This window comes from Pseudoalteromonas sp. Isolate3 (assembly GCF_022398505.1).
GTDB lineage: Bacteria > Pseudomonadota > Gammaproteobacteria > Enterobacterales > Alteromonadaceae > Pseudoalteromonas > Pseudoalteromonas apostichopi.
In genome coordinates this window covers 1-4727 of record NZ_JAKEVN010000178.1, presented here as the reverse complement: position 1 = coordinate 4727, position 4727 = coordinate 1, and the positions used below count along the sequence as shown (strand labels likewise).

The following is a 4727-nucleotide window of genomic DNA, read 5'->3' as shown; positions in this document are numbered from 1 at the left end:
ATTATTTGTTTAGTGTTTTAACAATAAGATGAAAAACAGCTAACGTTTTAGAAAAAGATCTTAAGGGTATAGAGACTCAATGTTAGGGTAAAGTAAAAGAGATGATTATCTTTGTAGATATCATCAGAACATAAGAGCACGTTGAAATTGTAAAATTTATACAGTTTACGAAGTAATGGTGTAATACATTTGAAGTTGATAAAAATTGTATCTATAAATCAATAGGTTATTTTGGTCGGGTTTTTGCAAGATATAGGCTTACTTGTTGTTGAATAAAAGGATATAAGAAATGCCTGTACTTACTTTTTCAGCCTATTTTGCTGTGTATGTTTATCTAATTATGCTGACTATTCAGTGGATAATCGCGGCTGTCAGTAAAGCAAAGCAGCCAAACGCAGTGCCCGGTAAGATAGATAATTCTTTGAGTCATGATAGCTTTGTGTTTCGCTCGCATCGAACATTTATGAATACTTTAGAAAATAGTCCGTTGTTCTTAGCGACAGTATTTCTGGGTTTTTTTCTAAACTTGAATAGTAGTGCATTTGCGCTTTGTATATGGGTGTATGTGATCGCCAGAATTATCCATATGCTTTTGTATTATATGATAGCAACCGAAAAGAACCCGAGCCCACGAAGCTATTTCTTTTTAATTGCTGCAATGGCTAACATGGTGATGTTGGGGTTAATAGGCTTACGTTTACTCTAAAAGGTCGGTGAGGTATTGAGATTAAATGCCTCACCTGATGTTGTTTAAATTGAAAAAGTAACTATTCGATATTCATTAAAACACTGCTAATTTCTGTGTCATATTGAACTGTGATCAATACTGTTCCCAATGTATTTGAGGTACTTGTAACCTTGTAGGCGGCTTGAGCTGTTCCCGCATTTACTATTTTAGTCGTTACTAGGTTACTGTTATTAATACTCCAATTAGCAAACTCAGTTACATTTAAAGATGTTGGATTTGAGCTATAGTTCGCGAACAATTTGAGTTCAATAGTGCCTAAAGGAGATATTGAATACTCGCTAGCGCCATCGTTAATTTCTAAAGAATCAAGTTCAGCGTCACCTTCAATCTGTACTGTTGTAATCTTTTGCTTATTACCACATTCAGCTAATAGTTGTGTGGTCCCGGGCTTAAGGGCAAGAAAACTAGCTGTCGAATCACTATCGTCAATACTTTTTGGTGTTAAACCAATAAAGTTACTGTTGATTGCAGACCACTTGATACTTGAGCTAATGTCTTCTGTTTGCTCTGAATTGCCATTTTGATATACCGCTTTGGCAGCAAGTTGGATTCGATCTCCAACGCTGATGTTTAACTCACTGTCTTGTTCCGAATTAAACGAAACATTAATTTCTTTTAAATTGCTAGGATCTGCAACAACAGATAATTGATCGGTAACATTGCCAATTGCAGCTGTAATTACAGTGCTTTCAACAGCTGCAGCAGATGTATATACAAAGCCTTGCTGATTGATTTTGGCAGTAGTATTTTCATCGACACTTAGGTTTATATCTCTCAAGCTATTTAATGCAGTATATCCATCAACGTAGGTTATATCGGCCGATACTCTCGCAGGCGTGCATGTATTGATAGAGTCTGTTGCAGGAATGACTTGTTTTAATTTAATTGATTCTGCCGCCACATCTGCAATAGATATTTGTTTTTCATCACTAATATCATTTATAGTCGTCGCGGATATAGTAATTAACCCTTGGCTAGATGGCGAATTTTTTAGAGCTGTTAACAAGCCATTACTATTGATTTTAGCAATACTCTCGTCACTTGTTTGCCAGGTTATTTCATTGGTTACGTCTCTAGACTCACCATTTGAATCTATACCCGTTACTTTCAATTGATGGGTGTCACCTTCTTTTAAACGAACTTGGTAGTTTTCAATACTAAGTGACTCAATGATAGTGCCTTCTTGGCGTAACTTTTCAAGTTCAACTTCTTTTGCTAACTGAGTTGAGTCAGTTTCAGATCCGCAACCCAAAATAGCGCTAACAATTAATGAGATACTGAAAAGTTTTGATACGTTCAACTGCGTGTTCATGAAAATCCTTTCGATTAGCTATTTAAAAATGGTAAGTAAGGCCAAGTGTTACACCACTGATTTCTACGTCGTCTCCTTTGAATAAAGATTGGTAGGCTAATCTCACTTGTGTATTTTTGATATAAGGTATCTGCTGGTGAACTGCCACTCCCCATGCAAAGCCATCATAATTATAATTTGTGGGGAGCTTTTCAGATGCTGAATTAACGATCATTTCGTTTTTTGCATAGCCTAATGAAATATCAAGCCCAAAGCCGTTAACCACATCAGATTGCATAACAAAAAAGAGTGCGGCGCTTTTTTCAAGTTCAAACTCTAAATTGTAAATGTTGTCGTCATCACTTGATATTAAGTACTGTGCCTCAAATGCCATATTATTGTTGCTGGCACCTGCTCTTAAGAAGGTAGCAGTTGGTTTAGCACTTTCACTACTAATTTCAATATCACTGAGCATATAGTCAGCACCTAGATAGTACGTATCTGCCTTAGTCTGAAAACTAGCTGCAAATAGTAAAAGCAAAATATACTTTTTCATAATTTAATTTCTTGTATTTATATTAGGGTCGATACTAGCGTTTAGTATTAGTGGAATCAAGCAGCGTAATTGTTAATTTACATACAACTGGTTGAATTATATTTGAAACTGTAAATAACTAGCTTGAAGATACAAGTACCAGTTAGCTAGTTAAATACAACAAAAACTTAATTACTCAACACCAATAAAACCACCGGTTTGATGTGACCACAGGGCAGCGTAGATGCCACCTTGTGAAATTAATTGTTGGTGAGAACCTTGTTCAACCACGCCACCTTCATCAAGCACAATGAGTCTATCCATTTGTGCGATAGTTGATAAGCGATGCGCAATTGCTATAACCGTTTTACCAGTCATTAAATCGTCTAAACTAGTTTGAATTGCCGCTTCTACCTCAGAATCAAGGGCACTCGTTGCTTCATCTAATATTAAAATAGGAGCATCTTTTAGTAGCACGCGTGCAATTGCAATGCGCTGTCGCTGACCACCTGAAAGCTTCACACCTCGCTCCCCGACTTGTGCAGCAAAGCCTTTATTGCCTTTGCTATCTTCTAAGTCTTCGATGAACTCAAGTGCTTTAGCTTGCTTTGCAGCAGCGAGCATTTCATCTTCCGTTGCATCAGGTCTACCATAAAGAATGTTGTCTTTTACTGAGCGATGTAACAGAGAAGTATCTTGTGTCACCATAGCTATGTGTTTTCGTAAACTTTCTTGGCTTACGTCAGCGATGTTTTGACCGTCAATACGAATAGTGCCCGAGTCAACATCATAAAAGCGTAGCAATAAGTTCACTAAGGTTGACTTACCAGCGCCAGAGCGGCCAACTAAACCAATTTTTTCGCCTGGTTTTATATCAAGGTTTAAGCCATTGATAACTGGGCCCCGATGGGTTTCATTAGCAGCTTTACCATAGTTAAATTGCACGTTCTCAAAGCTTATCGACCCTTTATCAACGGCAAGTGTACTCGCGTTTGCTTTATCATCCACTTCAATCGGTGTTGATAGCGTTTTCATACCATCAGCAACAGTACCAATGTTTTCAAACAGGCTACTGATCTCCCACATGATCCACTGTGCCATGCCGTTTAATCTTAGAGATAAACTCACTGCAATGGCAATAGCTCCGACACTGATGGCGCTAATAGACCACAGATACAATGACAAAGCGGCAATGCTAAATACCAGCAAGTAATTAAGAGTATTGATAGAAAAGTTTAAGCTGGTAACTAAACGCATCTGTTTATATACCGGCTGTAAAAACACATCCATGCTGGCTTTTGCGTATTGTTCTTCTCGCTGTGTGTACGAGAACAATTTGATTGTTGAAATGTTAGTGTAGCTATCAACCACACGACCGGTCATTTCTGAGCGCGCATCAGCCTGTGAGCTGGCTACTTTCTTAAGCTTGGGTACAAAATACATTTGAATTGCTGCATAAAGGACTAGCCAAACCAATAATGGCAACATCAAACGCAAGTCAGATTCAGCAACTAAAAACACCATGGCACCAAAGTAGACTACGATATACATTAATACATCGAGCAGTTTCATCACTGACTCACGAACGGCTAATGAGGTTTGCATTACTTTTGTCGCAATACGACCGGCAAACTCGTTTTGATAAAAGCTAACACTTTGACGAAGCAAATAACGGTGCGCTAGCCAACGGATAGACATAGGGTAGTTACCCAGTAGCGCTTGATGTAACACTGCTGAGTGAAAAAATACAACTATGGGCAATACTACCAGCAGCACAATTGCCATTTTTGTAAGCTCAGCCTGCTGCTCAATAAATAAGGTATCTGGGGTGTATTGACCGAGCCAATCAACTAATTGCCCCATATAACTAAAAAGCGAGACTTCTAGAATCGCGAGTGCAGCTGCGCTTAAAGACATTAATAGCAATGAGAGTTCCATGCCTCGCGTATAATGACGACAAAAGGCGAATAAGCTATTAGGTGGTTGAGAAGGTTGCTCTTTCGGAAACGGATTGGTCATCCGCTCAAATAAACGATACATAGACGACGCTTTTTAATAATCAAAGTAACCTTACTATACCATTTGAGTGTATTTTTAGCAGTTCATTTAATTTAAAAACTAATATTAAAATCTATCACTATTCAATTATTTAC

The 4727-nt window shown here is 38.0% G+C and carries 4 protein-coding genes; 1 reads left to right on the top strand and 3 read right to left on the bottom strand.

Annotated elements, in window-relative coordinates; genetic code table 11:
- Positions 1-289: 289 nt before the first annotated feature.
- On the top strand, positions 290-706 hold the full coding sequence (locus tag L1D46_RS19680) for an MAPEG family protein (protein WP_178926916.1): 417 nt from the start codon (positions 290-292) through the stop codon (positions 704-706).
- A 61-nt stretch (positions 707-767) separates the two neighbouring features.
- Here the strand turns inward: L1D46_RS19680 and L1D46_RS19675 are convergent, their stop codons facing one another.
- The 3 genes from L1D46_RS19675 to L1D46_RS19665 form a co-directional block, all read right to left on the bottom strand.
- Entirely contained in the window at positions 768-2060 is a 1293-nt protein-coding gene (locus tag L1D46_RS19675) for an Ig-like domain-containing protein (RefSeq protein ID WP_130051585.1), read from the bottom strand.
- 22 nt (positions 2061-2082) lie between these two features.
- Complete coding sequence (locus L1D46_RS19670; protein WP_178926917.1) at positions 2083-2595, bottom strand: outer membrane beta-barrel protein; 513 nt, start codon at positions 2593-2595, stop codon at positions 2083-2085.
- A 171-nt stretch (positions 2596-2766) separates the two neighbouring features.
- Entirely contained in the window at positions 2767-4614 is a 1848-nt protein-coding gene (locus L1D46_RS19665; RefSeq protein WP_239978090.1) for an ABC transporter ATP-binding protein, read from the bottom strand.
- Positions 4615-4727 lie beyond the last annotated feature (113 nt).

What these genes read in the sequence shown, in the direction of transcription:
- L1D46_RS19680 (WP_178926916.1), top strand. Translation starts at nt 290, where the DNA reads ATGCCTGTACTTACTTTTTCAGCCTATTTTGCTGTGTATGTTTATCTA.
- L1D46_RS19675 (WP_130051585.1), bottom strand. Translation starts at nt 2,060, where the DNA reads ATGAACACGCAGTTGAACGTATCAAAACTTTTCAGTATCTCATTAATT.
- L1D46_RS19670 (WP_178926917.1), bottom strand. Translation starts at nt 2,595, where the DNA reads ATGAAAAAGTATATTTTGCTTTTACTATTTGCAGCTAGTTTTCAGACT.
- L1D46_RS19665 (WP_239978090.1), bottom strand. Translation starts at nt 4,614, where the DNA reads ATGTATCGTTTATTTGAGCGGATGACCAATCCGTTTCCGAAAGAGCAA.